Raw genomic sequence first — 19,906 nt, 5'->3', positions numbered from 1 at the left:
CTAATTAAAATGAATCAAAATAAAAATATTGAAGATATTTATCCCCTTTCCCCGATGCAGCAGGGGATTCTATTTCACACCCTACTTTCTCCAGATTCCGGTGAATACATTCCTCAAGTTTGTCTCACTCTCACAGGTTTATTAAAAATTGAACTCTTTAAACAAGCTTGGGAACAGGTTATTACCAGACATCAAAGCCTACGAGCATCTTTTCATTGGGAACGTCGAGAACAACCTTTTCAAGTCATTTATCGTCAGGTTAACTTACCTTTGTATCAACAAGATTGGCGAAATTTATCAGCCGATGAACAGCAACAACTCTTAGAAAACTTCCTAAAAACAGATCGCCAACACAACTTTAATCTGAAAAAACCTCCTCTAATTAGACTAAATTTAATTCAACTGACTGATAATATCTATAAACTAATTTGGACTCAACATCATTTAATTCTGGATGGTTGGTCAGCAGGATTAGTGATTAAAGAAGTCTTGAACATTTATATATCATTATTAGAAGAACAATCGTTTTCTCTACCCAAATCTCCTCCCTATGGCGAATATATTGCTTGGTTGTCTCAACAAGATTTATCAACCGCTCATAAATTCTGGAAAGAACAATTAAAAGGGTTTACAACTCCGACATCTTTAAGAATCGAGAAAAATTTAAACTCTATTTCTCACACAAACCAACCAGAAGAACAACAGGTTAAACTCTCTAAACCTACAACATCAGCATTACAATTATTTGTTCAAAAAAATAAGCTAACTTTAAACACCATTATTCAAGGTGCTTTTGCAATACTTTTGAGTCGTTATAGCGGTGAGGAAGATATTCTCTTTGGCGCAACTTCTTCTGGTCGTCCGGTTGCGTTAACCGGAGTAGAATCAATGGTTGGGTTATTCATTAATACTCTACCTGTTAGAATCAAAGTTCCCGGTCAAGCGGTTTTAATTTCCTGGTTAAACCAATTACAAAACCAACAGTCTGAAGCTTTACAATATGAATACACATCTTTATTAGAAATTCAGAAATGGAGTGATATTCCTGCTGGCTTACCTCTGTTTAAAACAATTTTAGTTTTTGAAAATTATCCAATCGATAAAACTTTAATACAACAAGATAAAACTCTAAACATTCAGAATGTCGATTCAGTTGAATGGACAAACTTTCCACTAACAATATTAGTTGGACTGGGTTCTGAACTTTCAATAAAAGTAAAATATTCTTGTCATCTATTTGAACCTACAACAATTAACCAATTTTTAGAACATTTTAGCATCTTACTCCAAGAAATAATCACTCATCCTGAACAACGCTTGGGAGAATTTAACTTTTTAACTACAACTGAAAAACAACAGCTATTGATTGACTGGAATAACACTCAAGTTGACTATCCTGAAACTCAATGTATACATGAATTATTTCAAGCCCAAGTTGAACAAAACCCCGATGCGATCGCAATTGTTGTTGAAAACCAATATTTAACTTATCATACCTTAAATTATCAATCTAATCAACTCGCCCATTATTTACAAAATCTTGGAATTACATCAGAATCTTTCGTTGGGGTTTGTGTTGAACGTTCCCCAGAAATGTTAATCGCAATTTTGGCAATTCTCAAAGCCGGAGGTGCTTATGTTCCTCTCGATCCATCTTATCCCCAAGACAGACTAGAGTTTGTCTTAAAAGATGCTAAAGTTTCTACCGTTTTAATCTCGTCTCATTTATTAGATAAAATCTCCCATACAAAAGCGGAAATCATTACTTTAGATAATACTTTACAGGATAAAATCAGTGAACAGCCATCCTTGAACCCGATAACTAACACCACACCTCAAAATAGTATTTATGTGATTTATACTTCCGGTTCAACAGGTCAACCCAAAGGAGTTATTAACACCCATCAAGGATTATGTAATCGTTTATTTTGGATGCAAAATACATATCAATTAACTCCCGGCGATCGCATTTTACAAAAAACACCATTTAGCTTTGATGTCTCCGTTTGGGAGTTCTTTTGGCCCTTGCTGAATGGTGCTTGTTTAGTCATGGCTAAACCCGAAGGTCACAAAGATAGTCATTATTTAGTAAAATCAATTATTGATAAACAAATTACAACCCTGCATTTTGTTCCGTCAATGCTGCAAGCTTTCTTAGAGGAAAAAGACTTAAAACAGTGTAAATCAATCCAGCAAGTTTTCTGTAGCGGGGAAGCTTTAACCCTTGAACTTCAGAACCTCTTCTTTAAACACTTTGATGCCGAATTACATAATCTTTATGGCCCTACAGAAGCCGCCATTGATGTCACCGCTTGGACGTGTATTCGTGATAGCAAACTATCAACTGTTCCCATTGGTTATCCCATTGCAAATACTCAAATATATATCCTTGATTCTCATCTACAACCTGTCCCTATAGGCGTACCCGGAGAATTGCATATTGGCGGTGTTGGACTAGCGAGAGGCTATTATAACCGTCCAGAATTAACGGCTGAAAAATTTATTCCTAATCCATTTAATTCTCAAAAAATATCAGATAGTTTATACAAAACAGGGGATTTAGTGCGATATCTTGCTGATGGAAATATAGAATATTTAGGACGACTCGATTATCAAGTTAAAATTCGGGGATTGAGAATTGAACTGGGAGAAATAGAAACGGTATTAAACCTACACCCAGACATTAAAGCTTGTCGAGTAATCGCTCAGAATTATCACTTAAATGATCAATATATTGTAGCTTACATTATTCTTCAAGAACCACTCAGTACACTTGAACAGTTTAATCAAAAACTACAGGATTTTTTAGCAGAAAAGCTACCTGACTACATGATTCCTAGTCATTTTATCACCTTAGATAAATTTCCTTTAACTCCCAGTGGAAAACTCGATCAACAGTCACTCCCTAAACTAGAAAACATCAATCAAAAAACATCAGTTTACGTTGCACCGCAAAACCCAATAGAAGAAAAAATCGTTATCATTTGGCAAGAAGTCTTAAAACTTGAAAAAATCGGAATTTACGATAACTTCTTTGAACTCGGAGGACATTCATTACTCGCAACTCGGGTAAATTCTCGCTTGCGTGAAGCCTTTAAAATGGATATCCCTTTGCGAACCTTGTTTGAAAAACCGACTGTTTATAGTTTAGCAGAACGAATTTCTACGATGCAAATGACCCTTCAGCAATTTTCACAATCAGATTCTATTCAAAAAGGAAATCGAAAAGAAATGGAAATATAACACTAATTTTTTTCAAAAAAAAGGACAGATGATCAACCTGCCCTCTACAAAATCTATCAGAAATTTAACCCATCTCAGCCGTAATAGTGATAAAGGTTTCCACTGTTTCACCCGGTTCAGCCGTTAGCAGAAACTCTCCTGTATTCAAAGCATTGCGAGGAGAACTCCAGGGTTCTAAACAATAAAAATCTTTCCCCTTAACCGTCCAGAAAACCAAAGTCGAGTAGCGATCATCCCAGTTGAAAGTTAGCTTGAGATTGCGACTCGAATCACTCACGATAGCAGAAGATTTAGATAAATTGAAAAACGCGATATCGATTTCATCTTGCTCAAAATCAAACTTTCCTGAAAAGGTTTGTATGGTATCATCATCTTTCGCTTGAAACTGAGTTGAGGGTAAATCAAAAACTAATTGATTTTTATTCATCACCGTAAAGTAAGGATGAATACCCGTTGCAAACGGCATCGGTTCCTCAGATAAATTTTTGTGACAATAACGAAGTTCTAGAGTATTACCCCGCAATGTGTAAATAAAATTCAACTCAAAATCAAACGGATAAACGACACGAGTTTGATCATTACTTTTCAGGCTAACGGTTAAACTCGCACCATTTTCTGTAGACTGATTTGTGACTTCCCAAGGTAAACTTCGAGCAAAACCATGTTGCTTTAGTTGATAAGTTTGTCCATTCAGGCTATAGGTATCATTGGGTAAATTTCCACAAATTGGGAATAATAGAGGAATGCCACCCCGCACGGATAGAGAAGGATCACTAAAGCGCTCGGTATCTAAATAAAAAATTTCATGCTCACCAATACGCCAGTCTGTGATAATTCCCCCTCGCTCTGGAACCACGGAAACTTCAGAGGAAAAAGTTTCATCCGAAAGAATGTAGGTTTGATATTGCTGCTGTTTGACAGTGACCGCAGGCATGAGTAGTTAACCAAAAACAACAGTTACTAGCCTCTCATACAATTGGCTTTTAGGTGTATTTTCTCCTATTTTTTGAAGAATTCCTCAGATCGAATCACCCTGAAACCACGCTATTCAGTTTTTCAGGATTTCAACCCACATTAAATAATCCGATAAACCACTGCACCATCACGCTCTCTATTTCCTACAATCATTAAATCTTCCCGTTGTAATTCGTCCAAAAGCAAACGAACTTCTGCGGCAGAACAATTGATTTCTAACACACAATCTGCGAGAGTAACTTCCCCTTGAGCCTTTGCTAATCTCAACAGTTGAATTTTCTGGCGATCCGGGTTAATTGCTGGAAATTTCGGCTCTTGTAAACGTTTTTTGGCTTGACTCACAGCCCGAGAATTCTCAAGAGCAGTCCCCACCCCATAGAGAACTTGTAAACCGAGAATAAAGTCTTCTTCATCTTCAAGATTTGGATCTCCGGCTATACAAATTCCAGCAACGCCAACAAAAATTCCTAGACTCACTAACAGCGCTTTGTAGCGTCCGGTATAAATATAACCCAGTAAGGGAAAAAATAACGTCAGAAATGCTGTTGCTCTAGTATTTTTTTGGGCGAGTTTTTGTGTTTGGTCAAGTTCTTGAGTCATAGCAACTAGAGATTGTATATTTGGCTTCTCTCTCTGCGGGTTGCATTGATTTCCGATATCTGGAAATTTACAGCAACCCAACTCGTTTTTCAGTCACAGTCATCCACAGAACCTAGAAGTCTGAAAACCTGTGGATAAACGGACTCATAAACAAAAGCAACAGATGAGAAAGTTTTTTCCAACCGTCAAACAGAGGGACTGTCCGATAATATTTAGCAGACCGCCCTATCTTAGTTGTACCTCGTAGCCGCCCAGATGGGTATTAACCGAACAAAATTGATTTAATCTTCAAGTTTAGAAAAACCGACTAACCCGAGCAAGTAACCGGGGTATACTAGAAAACAAGTGAAATCGTATTACATCTTAATTTGGTGGAATTGTCCTGTAAGAGTCAATATGCACTTCTAGCCTTGCTAGAGTTAGCTGCTCACTATCCCCAGAGTGAGCCACTTCAAATTCGTCAAATTGCCAGTCAGCATCATATTCCCGAGCGCTATCTTGAACAACTCCTCGCGACGCTAAAGCGAAGTGGTCTGGTTCGCAGTCAACGAGGGGCTAAGGGAGGATATTTGCTGGCAAAGGAACCCTGGAAAATTACCCTGTTTGATGTCGTTGTCTGTTTGGAAGGGTCGAATTCAGACTCCACCCGAAACTCTCGTCATAAAAGCCTCGAAAGTCTGGTTGTAGGAGAAATCTGGCAAGAAGCGGATCAAATGGCAAACTCAATTTGGCAGAAATATACCTTAAAAGATTTGTGTGAAAAATTAGATGCCAAGCGACAAACCAATCTTATGTATTATATTTAAGCTGCCCCAATCCATTTTTAATCATTGCTCAAAAATAAAAATTTTAGCTCCAAACAAACTCGATTGATTTGACGAATCGCTAGAATAAACAGTGGGCTATTAACCATTTATCTTCGAGATAAAATGTTAGTGGTCTATTATAGCATGAACCGTTGAATCGAGATCAAATTTATGCAAACATCAATCACCAATCATTACAAAACCTTAGAAATTCAACCGACAGCGACCCAATCAGACATTAAACAAGCTTATCGTCGTTTAGCGAAATTATTTCACCCGGATAGTCAGCGTGAAACCGCTAACCATGAGCGAATTATTCAGATCAATGCAGCCTACGAAGTCTTAAGCGATCCTCAGAGGCGTCAATCCTACGACCAACACCTAAACACAACTTCCTCTTATTCCACTCCCACAGCAACCACAACCTCAACGACTCAAACCCGAAGGCGTCGGAAAACAGCACAAGCCGTAGATGCTCAACTTGAGGAATGGCTGAACCAAGTTTATAAACCCGTAAACCGTAACCTTGACAACATCCTTAAACCCTTTAAAACCGAAGTCGATAAACTCTCTGCTGACCCCTTTGATGACCAACTCATGGAAGATTTTCAAATCTATATTGAAACCTGTCGAAACCTTCTTTCGCAAGCTCAAAATCGATTTCGTTCAGTTCCAAATCCTGCCAACGTAGCAGGCGTTGCCGCTCATCTTTATTACTGTCTTAATCATGTCAGTGATGGACTAGAAGAACTCGAATTTTTTACCCTGAATTATGATGATTCTTGTTTGCATACCGGACATGAATTATTTAGAAGGGCTTCAGGATTACGTCGAGAAGTTCAGCATGAAATGAAGAAAATGATCTGATCAGCAAAGTGAATTGACACCCTAAAATCCCTCGGAGATTGAAATTGTCTACAAAAAAGTTTAAAATTAGTTTACATAACTTAACAACTAATGGTTGGTGTGCATTGTATGGAATGCGTTATCACTCGTCGGGCAGAGTTTTCAGCCAGCCATCGCTACTGGATGAGCGAATTAAGCGAAGCTGAGAACTTTGAACGATTTGGGCCGACTGCTCGCGCCCCCGGTCACGGACACAACTATGTCCTCTACATCTCAATGGTAGGACAACTAGACGAATACGGGATGGTGTTGAACCTGTCGGACGTCAAACACGTTATCAAACGGGAAGTGACCAGTCAACTCGATTTTTCCTTCCTCAACGAAGTCTGGCCAGAATTTCAGCACACCCTACCGACCACCGAATATCTAGCACAGGTCATTTGGCAACGTCTAGAGTCCCATCTTCCCCTGACCAACATTCAAGTCTTTGAACATCCGAAACTCTGGGCCGATTATCAAGGAAACAGCATGGAAGCTTATTTAACTGTCAGCACTCATTTTAGCGCCGCTCACCGACTCGCTCACCCTGACCTCAGCTTTGAGGAAAATAGCGAAATTTATGGCAAATGCGCCCGTCCCAACGGTCATGGTCACAACTATCATCTCGAAGTCACCGTTAAAGGCGAAATTGACCCCCGCACCGGGATGATTGTAGACTTAGCCGCTTTACAACAGGCGATCGATGATTATGTGGTTGAACCCTTTGATCACACCTTCTTAAATAAAGATATCGCCTACTTTGCCAAAGTCGTACCTACAGCCGAAAATATCGCCGTCTACATTCGTCATTTGCTACAAAATCCCATTCGTCAATTAGGCGCCCAGTTACACAAAGTTAAACTGATCGAAAGTCCGAATAATTCTTGTGAAGTTTACTGCACAGAAACCCCCGCAGATTCAAGCGTAATTCAAACTCCTGTTTTAGCAACCGTTTAACGGGTTGAAAAAAGGGGACTTTATCCCCCTAAATCCCCCTTTCTAAGGCAGGGCTGTTTCAAAGTCGAACTCAAATTGTATTTTGACCTCTCCCCCAACCCCTCTCCTATAAGGCGAGGGGAGCCTTTTTTTTGATTACTAAATATCTAAAACTATTAATTACTCCTCCTTCCCTTGCAGGGAAGGGGGTTGGGGGGTTAGGTCATCAAATTTCGGGTCTAGAATGAAACAGCCCTGGGGCTAGGGGGGATAAAACAGGGTATTTACCGAGCTTTTTTCAATTTATCACGTCAAATTTTAGATGGCTATAAATATATTAATTTAATTTGATATTAAAATCTAAAAAAAATAAACCGTATTTTTACGGAGAAGCCCTCCGTTTTTTTGAACATCAAAACATTCTCAAAGTTCGGTAATTACACTCTGTGCTATCCAAAACTTTTCAGGCTAATCTTGAACTTAGAGATAACAATCAATTCATCGCAGTTGTCACCTCTACAGAACAATTTCAAGGGTTAAACCTTGAGGAATTGTTCAAATTATTTATTTATGGGACAAAAATCTAATGGTTTTTCCAGATTTCCAAGAAACGCTCAAGCAAGCTCAAAAACTCGCTCAACAACAACTAGAAGAATTGGGTAAGTCAGTTGAAAGTGCTTCTCGACAAGCTTCAGATTTTGTTAAAGAGTCAGTTGAACCTCATCTTGATAAATTGAATAACGTTAAAGAAGAAGCCAGTCAACACTTAGAATCTGTATTCAACAAAGGTACAAAACCTTCAGAAACTACAGAAACAAAACCCGCTCAAAATGTCCAACAAGACGAGACAAGAAACTTAGACATTAAAATCAAGCTTTTGAAAACTCAGAACAATCTTCAAGAGTTAGGTTGCTCTATAGAAAACCTTGTTGAAAAGTATCCTGACGCTTTGACAGATGAAACAATTCAATCACAACTTGAAAAATTCCGTCAAGCCCATCAAGAAGCATTACGAAGACTCGACTCCCCAAATTTATCTATCGCCACAATTGGGACAACATCTTCAGGAAAATCAACCATTGTTAACGCGCTTATTGGGCGCCGAATTGCTCCTATTGAAGCGGGTGAAATGAGTGGAGGTATTCTAACACTTCAGCATCACAATAAGTCTAAATTAATTGTTGAAGCAACTGAAAATGCAGCTTGGGAAACAGGCGAATGGGAAGAATTAAGTGATGAGGATTCATATACTCGAATTCGCAGTGTAATGACGGCTTATCACGAAATCAGACAAAAGCAAAAAATCTGTATTGCTCCTCAAGTAACGGTGATTGGTTCACTTTTCCCTGCATCGGAACAAAGTTTACTCGGTTTACCTGCTGGAATTGGCGTTGAATTAATTGATTTACCGGGACTCAAATCCGTTCAAGATAGAGATAATCTGGCTGTGATTCAATCTCAAGTGAATAAAGCCTTTTGTCTGGTTGCGCTTGACTATTTGCAAGTCGATGATCAACACAGAAAGCGATTGTTAGAAGAACTGAAACAAGTTGTTCAATACTTGCAAGGTCGAACGGATTCCATGATTTTTATTCTCAATCGTGTCGATCAGCGAGGGTCTGATGATGTACCTTTAGAAGAACGCATTGGTAAGCTACAGTCAGAAATTCAAGAGACGCTCTCTCTGGAAGTTTTACCGGATATTTTGCCTTTTAATGCTCGACTTTTGTACTACGCTCAATGTGCTTGGGGGCCAGGATCACTAAAATCTAAATCTTTGGTTGATCAACAAACTCGTCTGAAATTGTTGAAAGCAATGCTTCAAGATTGTGCGGGAACAATCAAACAATTTGTTGATGAAGATAAAAACTTGCGACGTTGGTTCCATAACTTAGAATATCGAGTAGCCGATGGAAAGAATATTGATGATAACACTCTGCGGAAAGTTCTTGACTATGCTCAGAAATGGAGTGGAGGAGAACAGCTTTGGCATCGTCTACGAGTTCGGTTAGAAGAGTCTTTTTCAGAGTTGGTGATTTTACCGGCTTTATTTCAAGTGTTCGCTAGTTGCGATGCGTTAACAGCAAGTATCAATCTTTTAGCCGAGACACGAAAAATAGAAAGTCAGGAAGAAATCGAGAAAGAGCAAGCTAAAATCGAAGCCAGTCGTCAACGTTTGTCTAAGGAGATTGATCGTTTTGGTCGAGACTTTAAAAATGGAGTTGATGAGACAGTAGAACTTCTAAAAAAGCATGATCCTACGTCTCAACATCAAGTGGCTAAAATCTACAGAATGGCTGCTAAAGATGGAGGATTACACGGCTTTCAAAATTTGATTGATGCTTTTCGTGAAATTGAAGCTGATTTAACTATCAACCTGATTGCTACTGTTCGGAATGCGCTTAAAAATAACCTGGGAACCTATGAACTAGAGGAAAAACTCAACGAGGTGATTGCGCCAACATACGCACGCAACATTACTAAAGCATACGATTTAGTCAGTCGAAATTGCAAAGGTTTTACCCACGAATCCGGTTATTGGGTTAAAGAGGTACGTCAAGACGATAGTAAAGGACTTCGAGAACTAGAACACGCTGAACGTGCAGTTCGTAAGCTCTATTTGGCGATGCGAGAGGCGTTATCTGTTCGGGCTGAATTTATGCTACAAGCGCAAGCGAAACAGCTTGAAGATGCCTTGCAGTCATTAGTCAATCAAAAAGTAAATGAACTGTGCGATTTATGTTGTCAAGAATTACCCGAATTTAAACTAGATGAAGCAATTATTGCAGAGTTTAAAAACCGGATATCTCAAACACCACCGACTTTACCTGAGAATTTGTTTGATTTTTCTGTAAATATTAAACAAAGCCAGAATAAAAACAAAGAGGTTGTCGGTAAACAAGCTGTACAAGAAGATTACACGACTGGAAGCTGTTTTAAGAAGAAAACGAAAACCAGAACGGTCTGGAAAGATAAAATTGAACAAGTTGAATACCAAAAACTTGAACTTCCTGATGCTGATAATATGGCTCGTCAGTGGTCAGCAGGTATCGCAAAAGAAAAGGAAAAGTTATGGGATATTCTTCGTGATTGGATGATTAATCATCTCAACAACGTTGACTTTGAGTTTGAGCAGTCAATTAAAGATACTATCAATTTTGTCAATCGTTCACTTCAGGAACAATTAGAGATTATTCAACGTGACTTTGAAGCAGAAGTTAAGCGTTGGGACGAAATTACATTGGGTAAAGATTCTGTACTAGAGATTCGTCAAAATTTAGAGAATGAATCTCGTACTTCATAAGACTTTTACTTAAAATCAGTAGAAGTGTATTTTTTTCACAGAAAACCATTCACCTTGTAAATAGGAATTTTCTAAACATGGAACTTTTGTTTTTGTTACTTTTTGGTGGTTTTTTTATTTTGTATCAACAAGTAGAGAAAAATAAAGAACAGAAGACTTTCAATGATTGTCCCGATACAAGCCTAAGTGGTAAAACCAATCGTCAAAGTGGACAAAAAAATTATTTTCTAGTGCTGGTAGTTAGTGCCAAACAAGAAAAAGTAATCCAATCTATCAAAGCAAATGGAAAGATTAAAGCTGATGACTGTTGGTCTTTGTACCGAGCTACACAAGCTTTATGGATGGGAGAAGAATCCGATCTTCTCAAGTTGAATACTACTAATGATTTTCTGAAAAAATCGAAAGTATTAGATACATCTGAGTATGATGTATACTTCTTGTTAATTAGTTTGTCTAATTACGAAAAAGGATTTGCTAAAGATGTCACTTCCATTGATCGAAGTGATGCTTTTGAAAAATTACCAAATATTGCAACAGGAGTTAATGTATCTGATCGCCTATTTAATTATGACGATCAATTACCCTTTCTTTACGCTCGATAAATAGGAGATTTTCGTGTTAATTGATACAACTTTTTTAATTGATGATCCGGTGATTATACAAGGTTTAATCGATGGTTCTCTCAAACGATTTGGGGGAGTGATCCGAGAAACTGGTACGGGTCAAATTGTTCGCCATCTCGTCGAACCTTCTGGCTTAACAGAAATCCTGTCTAAGTTTAATAAAGTTGAAGAAAACTTGGCTTCTGTCTTAAAACTCACTCAAATTTCTGCGGGAGCAAGTGTTCTAAATCTGGGTGTGAGTGTGGCGGGATTCATCTATATGGGTTTTAAACTCCACCAAATTCAAGCTTCATTAGATACTCTGCATAAACTCGTTGAAGCAGGCTTTGATCGCATAGAAAACCGCTTAAATCAGATGAGCAACCAGCTAGTATATCTGTGTTTATTGGTCGAATACAACACCGAAGAACAAAAACGTTTGGGAAATGCGATCGCCGAACTTCATCAAACGATTATTCTCAAAGAGATAGCGGCTTTACAAGCAGAACTTCTCAACCGCAATCGTTTTCCTGAATCTCCCGTACAAGACACCATAAAAGTGGCTTCAAAAGTTAGAATGATTCTGTCTAACCAAGCCATGCAAACTCTACCGGAGTTAGACGCCGAAACAATTTTAAAAGCCGATATTGCGGTACAAGGTTGGGCGGTTGCGACTGCGGTTGAAGCGAATCTTTTGTTAGAAACTGGACTGATTAATGATGCGGAACAATTGCTAATTTTAGAAGTTCCTCGCTTTAAACAAGTAGCTATTCAATGGGCGGATAAATTATTAGTTGATGAACGTCCCCAATTCTCAACGGCTTATCGGTTTGGTGCGTCCCGTTTTCATCCCCATATTAGTCGAGAACGAGTTGAACGCATCGCTCAAATTTCTTCGGTTGATTGTCGATTATCTCCGAACAAAATTAAAGAGCGACAACAAGATGCAGAAGTCGAGTTTGAGATGTTTCACGCTTCCCAACTGGATCAAAAATGGACTTATCAGCAAATTGCGATCGCGGAATATTTAGACACCTTAAGCGAACTATCAGCCCGATTAGAAAGTTTACAGGCTTTTTCAAGTTTATGTCAACGTTGGGATGTGAAAAATATTCGGGATATTCTCCCCGATGAAAATGCAAAACCCAGTTTTTATTTACTCAATCCCCAATAATAAAAACCCGGTAACTTCTGGGAAACCGGGTTTTTTTTTTAATGACTGTTCGCAGAATCTTGACTCAGTTGTTTAAGTCTTTGAATGTACTTACTCGTTAATTCTTCTTTAGCAAGGCTTTGTAGTGTTCGGTCTAAATGCGATAATAACAAAGCCTCCGGATTAATTAACCCAAACCCATAATAAGGGTCAAATCCCGGCATACCCGCATCAATCGCCGTTTTTTGCAGATGTTCAATTAACTCGGCTTGAGTTTTAACCGCCGTCTGACCCCCAAAGCTGCGATGTTTCGCCAGCATCAACGCCACAACTCCACTAACAAAAGGCGTTGCCATCGAAGTTCCACTCAAAACAGCAACCCCTCGAGGTGGATAAGTCGAAAGAATATTATCTCCCGGTGCCACAATATCAACCGCTTTACCGCGAGAAGAAAACTGAGCCACACGTCGAGTCCGATCAATGGCCCCAACCGCAATCGTTTCCGGGTAAATTGCCGGATATTCTACCGTTTCTAGATTAGGGCCACTATTACCTGCTGCACAAATCACAAAAATACCCGCTTGAACCGCCGCTTTAATCGCCGCGTGCATTTCCTCGCTGGGTAGAGGACTTCCCAAACTCATCGAAATAATATCTGCTTTTTTATCAATCGCCCAGCGAATCCCATTGACAAGCTGTTGAGCAGTACCGTAGCCATTATCACCTAAAACTTTACCCACCAGCAGTTTCGCTTCAGGAGCAACACCGACAACCCCACCTCGGTTTTCCCGAGCGGCAATAATTCCAGCTACGTGGGTTCCGTGTCCCTCTACATCACTCGGGCCAGAAGGACTGTTGGTAAAATCGCGAGCATCTTCAACCGCATCAACGAGTTCAGGATGTCTGAGGGCGATTCCCGTATCGAGAACAGCAACTTTGATGCCTTTACCTTTCGTTTGTTTCCATAAATTGGGGATGGCAAACATTTCTAATCCCCAGTCAATCACTTCAGCAGCAGCAACTAAAACTCGTTCAACTTTGTAGGGAGGTAAGACAAAAATCGGGCTGTCACTTCCTTGTTCTGACAATTGAGGCACTTGTGAATCCATTGTATTTGTGATTGTTTTTTCAATAAATTAAGGCAGTCGCTACAGGTTAGAAAACCTCAACGGGCTGCGATCAGCTTCAGAGTTTTGTGCTACCTTTCAATGCTCACCCTGAATGCTGAAGTTAAATGTTATTTTCGTAGAGCGGTTTACAGATTCAGGAGCATTCCTAGATTTTATACGAGATCCAAGGGTGAAAGCCTGATGTACTGAGGCGAATGGAGAAAAGTTTTACACCAATATGTCCTGATTGATCTGGAGATTTGCGTAAAACTAAGTAGCACTTAAACTCTGACTTCGTTTGTAGGTTAAAACGGTTTTCAGTGCAAATTTGAGTCAATTGATCCGGCGATTTATCCCTCCTAGCTTGCACGTGAGTTGAGCGTTATGAAATTATCAAATGTAACATTTTTAGCTTTAGCGGCTTTAGTCGCTCAGAACTCCATCAGCGAAGCGAGTTCGATTTCTGAGGCTCGGCTATCCACTTCTTCAGGGATAATACCTGAAACCGACAACAAAATTGATTCGATTGAAGCGATCGCATCACAGCAGATGCCATCGGTAAGTACGCCGGAAATGTTGATTGTGCAGGAGTTTTCCCCCTCAATTTCTCAGCCAACAACAGGAAATCATTTAATTGTTGCTTCGGCAGTTCAACCCTTACCTCGCTCTGCTCAATTATCGCAGTCCAATCAACCAAAAATCAACTCATTATTCGATCAAACTTGGTTAGCTTTATTAGTAAAAACTTTTTCAGAAAGCGATCGCCCTTTCTCCTCAGATCTTCATCTCGCTACGGCTAACGCGACACTCTCTGAACAACCCACTTCTCAAACTGACTCTGAATTTAACTATACCATTACATTACTCAATAGCTTACTGATTGTTGTAACGCTTTTACCCATCGTCACGATGGCATTTTTTTGGTTAGTTCGGCGTCTGATCATTCGAGAATTAGTTGCAGAAGCCAATCGCAGTCTCAGTCAGGTTGATTGCTTAGAAGAACAAATTGCGCTTTCGACGGAACAATCTAAACTCCTCGCTCAAGAATTAGCCCTACAAATTCAAGCCGCTCAAGAATCAATTAACTTCGTCAAACAAGAAGCCTCAGCCTCTCGTACTTCCATTGATCAATTACATCAATTGCAGTTAAATTCACTACAAAACTTACAAAATTTTCAATCAGATTTTAACTCAAGAGAGCAATCTTTATTAGAAAAATTCAATCATCATTTCTCAGCCAATCCTCAAGCAAAAACGCCATTACCCACAGACTTAGATTGGGATTTTCAGTTTTCGGCTTCCCCTGAATTCATTGCAGATGATTATCTCAAACAAGGAGAAGCTTTAGCGAATGAAAACCGTTATGCAGAAGCTTTAGCTTTATTTGAAAAAGCCGTTAAAATGAATCCAGGCTTAGATGAAGCTTGGTATAATCAAGGTAATATTCTGGTGCGCTTCAACCGCTATAACGAAGCTCTAAATGCCTATGAAAAAGTTGTACAAATTCAGCCTAAAAAATCTGAAGCTTGGTACAATCGTGGGAATGTATTAGTCAAGTTAAAGCGATATGCTGAAGCCTTAGAATCTTACGATCGCTCTTTGCAGATTCAACCGAAAGATGATGAAGCATGGCACAATCGAGGCGCATTACTGCGGAAATTTAAACGCTATGATGAAGCCTTAGAATCTTATGATAAAGCGTTAGAAATTCAGCCCAATAAATATGAAACCTGGCATAATCGGGGTAATGTATTAGGAAAATTGCAACGCTATGAAGAAGCCATAATTTCTTATGATCGAGCCATTACAATTGATGCTGGAAAACGAGAAGTTTGGTTAAATCGAGCCGTTGCACTGTGTAAATTAAAACGCTATGAACAGGCGATCGCTTCCTTTGAACAAGCCATTGGACTCGATCCAACTTCCCCCGAATTGTGGAATATGAGAGCGTCTTTATTACAACAATTAGGACAATATTCTGAGGCGATCGCTTCTTTTGAAACAGCAATTCACCATCAACCAAACTATTATGAAGCTTGGTTAGGGAAAGGTTCAGTTTTAGTTCAACTCAAGCAATATTCAGAAGCATTAACTGCTTACGAAAAAGCCATTGAACTCAAACCAGAAGCCTCAGAAGTTTGGCGACATCAGGGACTCCTCTTAGAAAAATTAGAACAATATTCTGAGGCGATCGCCGCCTACGATCAAGCCATCAAGCTAGAACCCAACGATGCAGAAGCATGGCGTTTTCGAGGAGCATTACTTTCCAAACTGAAAAACTATCAAGAAGCCATTTCTTCTCTCGGAAAAGCCATTTCCATTCAAAAAGAATTACGCTCCATTAAAACAAATACCTCTCCCGAACAAGCAGCTTTAAATAATTAATCAAGCGAAACAGGGATAGAAAACCGACTTCATAATTTTCCATCCCTAGACTCAAGAAACTTAGGCTGACTCGTGTTGTCTACGCCAGGTTGGGTGCCATAAAACCTCAGCCGTTGAGCGTTTTTCAACCATTTCCTGAGTGATAATACAGCGAACCACATCCTGACGAGAAGGAAGTTCATACATGACATCGAGCATCAATTCTTCCAAGATACCTCGTAATGCTCTTGCTCCCGTTTTCCGACGATAAGCTTCCGATGCGATCGCCTGTAAAGCATCCTGTTCAAATTCTAAGCGAACATTATCCATTTTCAGCAGCTTTTTATACTGTTTAATCAGAGCATTGTGAGGTTCTGTTAAAATCCGCATCAAAGCTTCTTCATCCAGGGGTGAAATCACCGTAACGACGGGAATTCGCCCTATAAATTCTGGGATTAAACCAAACTTCACCATATCATCTGGTTCAACGTATTTTAACAATTCATCTTGACGTTGAACAGACTTAACGGCTGTATTATTCCCCGTCTCAGTGGGTTGAATAAAGCCTAATGATTTCTTCCCAAGTCGTTGTTCAATAATCTTTTCTAAACCCACAAAAGCACCACCACAGATAAATAAAATCTTGCTGGTATCAACTTGAATAAATTCTTGATAAGGATGCTTACGTCCCCCTTGAGGCGGAACATTAACCACCGTTCCTTCTAAAATTTTCAGGAGTGCTTGCTGTACCCCTTCTCCAGAAACATCGCGAGTAATCGAAGTATTTTCACTCTTGCGGGCAATTTTATCAATTTCATCAATATACACAATCCCTCGTTGAGCCGCTTCCACATCAAAATCTGCCACCTGTAGCAGTCTCAACAAGATATTTTCCACATCATCCCCAACATATCCCGCTTCAGTTAAGGTTGTGGCATCTGCAACCGCAAAAGGAACATCAAGTTGCTTGGCTAGAGTTTGAGCCAATAACGTTTTACCACAACCTGTAGGGCCAACTAACAAAATATTCGACTTTTGTAGCTCTACAGCATCATCAGGATTCAGATTGCCACTCTGACTGGCTTGTTCTAGACTCAGGCGTTTATAGTGATTATAAACCGCTACGGATAGAACTTTTTTAGCATCATTTTGACCAATAACATGATCATCAAGATGTTGTTTAATATCTATGGGTCTGGGGATATGCTGAAATGAAAGACTGGTATTGGCTGAACCTGTAGAAGCATAATCAAGTTGCGGAGATTGAGCAGAGGAGTTAGTAGAATCTGAAAATTCTTCCTCTAAAATTTCATTACAAAGTTCAACGCATTCATCGCAGATGTAGACACCAGGGCCAGCAATTAACTTGCGAACCTGCTCTTGGGACTTGCCGCAGAAAGAGCAGCGTAAGTGGGAGTCATACCTGGACATATTTACCTTTTTGTGAACAGTTGCTTGAGGATTCCCAGTTGGGGAGGATGTTGCTAGAAAAATATAAAGCAAATCTGGGGTAATTCTATCGAACTGAATTACCCCTTACCCTTACAGTTTACTGTTTATTTTGTCTTTCTGCACCCCAAAAAATATCATCCCGCTTGACACTGCACAGTATCATCTAGATGAGCTTTCAGACGAACGACAAAAGTTGAACCTTGACCTAGCTGACTGGAAACCGTAATATCACCTCCGATCATTTTGCATAAACGGCGACAAATGGTTAATCCCAGTCCAGTTCCCGCGTACTTGCGACAGAGAGAATCATCGGCTTGAGTAAAAGCTTCAAACAAACAGTGCAGTTGTTCGACAGAAATCCCGATTCCGTTATCCTGGAGATAGAAATCTATCCAATCCCCTTGGCGACAAGCAGTCAGCTCAATTTCACCGCCTTCTGTAAATTTCAAAGCATTTTCGAGTAAGTGATGTAAAATTTTTTGCAATTTGCTTAAATCGGTGTGCATCAGTCCTAAATCATTGCCATAACTGAGTTTAAGTTGATTTCGGTTTTTCTCAGCCATCGACTCAAGGCTCTTAACAACGCCCTTGATCACATTTACCGGATCAAAGATTTCTAGGTTCAATGACATCTGTCCCGCTTCGATGCGAACCAAGTCAAGAATACTATCAATTAGACTCAGGAGTCGATATCCTTCTCCACGAATAATCTGCATATCTTCAAGCCAGTTTATTTGTCCCTGTTCAACCATTTCTTCGCACAAAAGATCGCTATAGCCGATAACGGCGTGAACGGGAGTGCGTAATTCGTGGTTAATATTAGCAAGAAACGCCCTTTTCGCTCGCAGCGCCGTTTGAGCGCTATGACGAGCATCTTGTAAGGTTAATTCAAGCTTTTGACGTTCGGATATTTGCGATCGCAGTTTTTGAGTCGTTTGCTGAAGTGTAGCGGTTTTTTGCTCTAATTTAACTTGCAGTTGCTCCTGTTCTCTAGACCATTTTTTTTCCAGATATTGGCTTTTGAATCGTTCTAGTGTTAAACTGACTAAGTGAGCTAAACATTCCAAAAAAGATTCTTCCTCTTTTGTCCAGTCATCGGTTATATTCCCTCGTTCGATTCGCAGATATCCGATTTTTTCTTCAGCAAGTTTGAGCGGAATATCTAACACATTCAGTTGATTTGAGCGATGAACAGGGTTGGAGAAGTCGGAAAACAATCTGCTGTATTCTTTCGAGTTTAGAGTGGGCTTAATACTTCCCCAAGCAAATTCAAGCGGACATTCACCCAGATAATTGGGTTGCGGTGTCGCTATCGTATTCGGTTCGAGATGAGTATAATGATAGTGAGTTAAGCAATCATATAAGTGAAGACAAACCGGATCAGTTTTCTGCCCATTCCCCAGATTGATATTGACATTAAATAGAGATTCAAGTTCAGAAAATTGATGGTTTTGAGGGTATAAATACAGACTGATTTTTTCGACAGCTTCCAAGGTATGAGCGGCGGTTTCAGTAATTTGTTGAATTCTACATTTGAGGTTGCTTTGGTTTTGGGTTTGTTGGCGGATAAGATGTTCTAAGGCGAGTGTTCGACGATAGAGATTTTCGTTGGCAGAATTGCTTGTCGGTTCAACACAGGAACCCGGGCTGCAATTGAAAGAAAAATTGATGGGTGTTTTTAAAAGTTCTTGTTGAGTTAGGGTAGTAGAAAGAGCAAGGCTAATGTTATTGAATAGCGGGTCGTTAACAAGGTTAACCGTTACATCAGAGCCAGACATTTCGCTTTCAATTGAAAAGGGCGACAATTTGAGGACAATGGGATGAAACTGGCTAATTTTTTCGAGCCTATTTTTTAAGGTTGTATTTTCACGCCTTAACTGCTCGAGTTCTTGATACAAACAGTGATTAACATCCCCGAGAAATTCTTGATTTGACAGGATAGGGTTCAGCATCATGGCAGGGTTTTTTGATCTAGTTTTTCGGTTCGATTGTGTGTGGATGATCGAACTTAGTCATTCGTCAACACTTCAATACACCCTGCGGATTATTGAGTCTTTTTATGATGTCTATAAACATCAGGAATCAGACAACATTGTGAAAAATACTTTACACTTTCTGATTCAAAAAAATGTCAAATCGAGTCTGTATTTAACAGAGGTAAAAGAAATAGATATTGGCTCCATTAGAGGAGTTTTCGGCTTCTTCCCCCCTGGAGAGAGGGTATAATTCTATCTGATCTCTACTGGCTTTTAATTTCATTGAAGTCACACGGGCTGACTAGAACTGTTTTTACTCATTGATTCAGAACCAATGAACAGAGTAGATGCGTTGTCTGAGCCAGAGTTTGTATTTTCTTTAAGATTGTAACCGAGATTAACTTATTTGTCCGAAAAAATACTGATGATCTTCTGCGATCGCCCGCGCTACGCTTACACGGCACAAATCTCTAAATTTCATAAGAATTCTTAAACTGTTCT

13 protein-coding genes are annotated in these 19,906 nt (G+C 39.5%); 8 read left to right on the top strand and 5 right to left on the bottom strand.

Annotated elements, in window-relative coordinates; translation table 11 throughout:
* The first annotated feature begins 9 nt into the window (after positions 1-9).
* A complete protein-coding gene (locus tag VB836_RS15630) occupies positions 10-3,243 on the top strand; it encodes an amino acid adenylation domain-containing protein (RefSeq protein WP_323220483.1) in 3,234 nt (1,077 codons plus the stop codon).
* Between the two features lie 64 nt (positions 3,244-3,307).
* Here VB836_RS15630 and VB836_RS15625 read toward each other — a convergent pair whose 3' ends face one another.
* Both VB836_RS15625 and VB836_RS15620 read right to left on the bottom strand, forming a co-directional pair.
* Complete coding sequence (locus VB836_RS15625) at positions 3,308-4,177, bottom strand: aldose epimerase family protein (protein WP_323220481.1); 870 nt, start codon at positions 4,175-4,177, stop codon at positions 3,308-3,310.
* 140 nt (positions 4,178-4,317) lie between these two features.
* Positions 4,318-4,818: a hypothetical protein gene (locus VB836_RS15620; protein WP_323220479.1), complete on the bottom strand. Its 501-nt coding sequence runs from the start codon at positions 4,816-4,818 to the stop codon at positions 4,318-4,320.
* A gap of 371 nt (positions 4,819-5,189) precedes the next feature.
* On the opposite strand from VB836_RS15620, the gene VB836_RS15615 reads away from it, so the two are divergent.
* From VB836_RS15615 to VB836_RS15590, 6 genes are all read left to right on the top strand, one after another.
* The gene (locus tag VB836_RS15615) at positions 5,190-5,624 is read left to right on the top strand and encodes an RrF2 family transcriptional regulator (RefSeq protein ID WP_323220477.1); all 435 of its coding nucleotides are present in this window, start codon (positions 5,190-5,192) and stop codon (positions 5,622-5,624) included.
* Positions 5,625-5,795: 171 nt separating this feature from the next.
* Positions 5,796-6,491 (top strand): J domain-containing protein, encoded by a 696-nt coding sequence (locus VB836_RS15610; RefSeq protein WP_323220475.1) that lies wholly within the window; start codon positions 5,796-5,798, stop codon positions 6,489-6,491.
* A 108-nt stretch (positions 6,492-6,599) separates the two neighbouring features.
* The gene (locus tag VB836_RS15605; protein WP_323220473.1) at positions 6,600-7,466 is read left to right on the top strand and encodes a 6-carboxytetrahydropterin synthase; all 867 of its coding nucleotides are present in this window, start codon (positions 6,600-6,602) and stop codon (positions 7,464-7,466) included.
* A gap of 565 nt (positions 7,467-8,031) precedes the next feature.
* On the top strand, positions 8,032-10,749 hold the full coding sequence (locus VB836_RS15600) for a dynamin family protein (protein ID WP_323220471.1): 2,718 nt from the start codon (positions 8,032-8,034) through the stop codon (positions 10,747-10,749).
* A gap of 77 nt (positions 10,750-10,826) precedes the next feature.
* Positions 10,827-11,351 carry a hypothetical protein gene (locus tag VB836_RS15595; protein ID WP_323220469.1) on the top strand — a complete coding sequence of 175 codons (525 nt, stop codon included), beginning with the start codon at positions 10,827-10,829 and terminating at the stop codon, positions 11,349-11,351.
* A gap of 13 nt (positions 11,352-11,364) precedes the next feature.
* A complete protein-coding gene (locus VB836_RS15590) occupies positions 11,365-12,525 on the top strand; it encodes a hypothetical protein (protein ID WP_323220467.1) in 1,161 nt (386 codons plus the stop codon).
* A 38-nt stretch (positions 12,526-12,563) separates the two neighbouring features.
* Here VB836_RS15590 and VB836_RS15585 read toward each other — a convergent pair whose 3' ends face one another.
* Positions 12,564-13,613 (bottom strand): S8 family peptidase, encoded by a 1,050-nt coding sequence (locus tag VB836_RS15585; RefSeq protein WP_323220465.1) that lies wholly within the window; start codon positions 13,611-13,613, stop codon positions 12,564-12,566.
* A 384-nt stretch (positions 13,614-13,997) separates the two neighbouring features.
* Here VB836_RS15585 and VB836_RS15580 point away from each other — a divergent pair, with 384 nt between their 5' ends.
* A complete protein-coding gene (locus VB836_RS15580) occupies positions 13,998-15,998 on the top strand; it encodes a tetratricopeptide repeat protein (RefSeq protein WP_323220463.1) in 2,001 nt (666 codons plus the stop codon).
* Positions 15,999-16,058: 60 nt separating this feature from the next.
* On the opposite strand, the gene clpX is transcribed toward VB836_RS15580, so the two are convergent.
* Positions 16,059-17,408: an ATP-dependent protease ATP-binding subunit ClpX gene (clpX, locus tag VB836_RS15575; RefSeq protein WP_323220461.1), complete on the bottom strand. Its 1,350-nt coding sequence runs from the start codon at positions 17,406-17,408 to the stop codon at positions 16,059-16,061.
* Between the two features lie 155 nt (positions 17,409-17,563).
* Positions 17,564-19,384 carry a sensor histidine kinase gene (locus tag VB836_RS15570; RefSeq protein WP_323220459.1) on the bottom strand — a complete coding sequence of 607 codons (1,821 nt, stop codon included), beginning with the start codon at positions 19,382-19,384 and terminating at the stop codon, positions 17,564-17,566.
* Between the last annotated feature and the right edge of the window lie 522 nt (positions 19,385-19,906).

Origin of the sequence: Limnoraphis robusta BA-68 BA1, assembly GCF_034932365.1 — a bacterium.
In the GTDB taxonomy this organism is placed as follows: domain Bacteria; phylum Cyanobacteriota; class Cyanobacteriia; order Cyanobacteriales; family Microcoleaceae; genus Capilliphycus; species Capilliphycus robustus.
This window is presented reverse-complemented; position numbering and strand designations above follow the sequence as displayed.

Bases quoted from the DNA above. Each gene is read 5' to 3' on its own strand.
- VB836_RS15630 (WP_323220483.1), top strand. From the start codon at position 10: ATGAATCAAAATAAAAATATTGAAGATATTTATCCCCTTTCCCCGATG.
- VB836_RS15625 (WP_323220481.1), bottom strand. From the start codon at position 4,177: ATGCCTGCGGTCACTGTCAAACAGCAGCAATATCAAACCTACATTCTT.
- VB836_RS15620 (WP_323220479.1), bottom strand. From the start codon at position 4,818: ATGACTCAAGAACTTGACCAAACACAAAAACTCGCCCAAAAAAATACT.
- VB836_RS15610 (WP_323220475.1), top strand. From the start codon at position 5,796: ATGCAAACATCAATCACCAATCATTACAAAACCTTAGAAATTCAACCG.
- VB836_RS15605 (WP_323220473.1), top strand. From the start codon at position 6,600: ATGGAATGCGTTATCACTCGTCGGGCAGAGTTTTCAGCCAGCCATCGC.
- VB836_RS15600 (WP_323220471.1), top strand. From the start codon at position 8,032: ATGGTTTTTCCAGATTTCCAAGAAACGCTCAAGCAAGCTCAAAAACTC.
- VB836_RS15595 (WP_323220469.1), top strand. From the start codon at position 10,827: ATGGAACTTTTGTTTTTGTTACTTTTTGGTGGTTTTTTTATTTTGTAT.
- VB836_RS15585 (WP_323220465.1), bottom strand. From the start codon at position 13,613: ATGGATTCACAAGTGCCTCAATTGTCAGAACAAGGAAGTGACAGCCCG.
- VB836_RS15580 (WP_323220463.1), top strand. From the start codon at position 13,998: ATGAAATTATCAAATGTAACATTTTTAGCTTTAGCGGCTTTAGTCGCT.
- clpX (WP_323220461.1), bottom strand. From the start codon at position 17,408: ATGTCCAGGTATGACTCCCACTTACGCTGCTCTTTCTGCGGCAAGTCC.
- VB836_RS15570 (WP_323220459.1), bottom strand. From the start codon at position 19,384: ATGATGCTGAACCCTATCCTGTCAAATCAAGAATTTCTCGGGGATGTT.